This window comes from Promicromonospora kroppenstedtii DSM 19349 (assembly GCF_000515355.1).
In the GTDB taxonomy this organism is placed as follows: Bacteria; Actinomycetota; Actinomycetes; order Actinomycetales; family Cellulomonadaceae; genus Promicromonospora; species Promicromonospora kroppenstedtii.
Map to the genome: position 1 here is coordinate 1,503 of NZ_KI911669.1, position 1,133 is coordinate 2,635.

A 1,133-nucleotide genomic window follows, 5' to 3' on the forward strand; every position below is an offset into this window, starting at 1 on the left:
GCCCACGAGGACGGCCGCGCGCGCGGTCGCGGGGTGGTCGGCGAGGAGCTGGCCCACGACCTGCGCGCCCATCGAGTGGCCGACGAGGACCGGCACGGGCAGACCGGCGCCGAGTACGTGCCGCCGCACGTACCGTGCCACGGCGGCGGCGTGCTCGGCGATCGTGACGTCGTGGTGGAGGCGGTGGGTCGACCCGTACCCGGGCAGGTCGAGGGCGTGCACCTCGCAGTGCGCCACGAGGCGGTCCCCGAGCCTGCCGAAAGCGCGCGCCGAGGAGCCGATGCCATGCACGAGCACCACGGCCCGGCGGGCACCCCGCGGTGCCCGGACGTGGCCGACGGCGGTGAGGTCCGCGCGGGAGCCGTTCATCCGGTGCACCGTACTGCCGCGCGCCGGCCAGGGCAGGCCGGAACACGCCGCCGGATGCGAGCGACCGGGCGCGGTGCCACCGTGAACACATGCGGGTCGTCGTCGTCGGAGCCACAGGAAACGCCGGGACCGCACTGCTGCGGGCCCTGCTCGAGGAGCCGCGCGTGACCTCGGTTCTGGGGATCGCCAGGCGGCTGCCGGACCGGCGCGCCGAACCCTACCGGCACGCCGCGTGGGCCGCCGTCGACATCGCGGCGGAGGACACGGACGAGACCGTCATCGCGCTGCTCAGCGAGCAGTTCCGCGGGGCGGACGCCGTCGTCCACCTCGCCTGGCTGGTGCAGCCCAACCGCCGACGCAACCTCCTGCGGCGTGCCAACGTCGAGGGCACCCGCCGGGTGGCGGAGGCCGTGGCGCGGGCCGGGGTGCCGCACCTGGTGGTCGCCTCGTCGGTGGGCGTGTACTCGGCCGTCGACGACGACGCGCCCCGGCAGGAGGACTGGCCCACGGCGGGCATCCGGACGTCGCACTACAGCGTCGACAAGGCCGCCCAGGAGCGGGTGCTGGACGAGTTCGAGGCCGGGCACCCGGACGTCGGCGTCGCGCGCCTGCGGCCCGCACTGATCTTCCAGGCCGACGCCGCCCAGTCGATCGTGCGGTATTTCCTGGGCCCGCTCGTGCCGGTGCGCCTGCTGCGACGGGGCCGGCTGCCCGCCCTGCCGCTGCCCGCTGGGCTGCGGCTGCAGGCCGTGCACGCGGACGAC

The 1,133-nt window shown here is 76.2% G+C and carries 2 protein-coding genes; one reads left to right on the forward strand and one right to left on the reverse strand.

All coding sequences use genetic code 11. The features are described 5' to 3' along the window. Positions 1–369, reverse strand: a 369-nt coding sequence (locus PROKR_RS13355) for an alpha/beta fold hydrolase (RefSeq protein ID WP_157602057.1), incomplete at its 3' end; no start/stop codon positions are given. Between the two features lie 89 nt (positions 370–458). On the opposite strand from PROKR_RS13355, the gene PROKR_RS13360 reads away from it, so the two are divergent. Beyond that, positions 459–1,133: NAD-dependent epimerase/dehydratase family protein (locus PROKR_RS13360; RefSeq protein ID WP_036964030.1), on the forward strand; the 675-nt coding region annotated here is incomplete at its 3' end.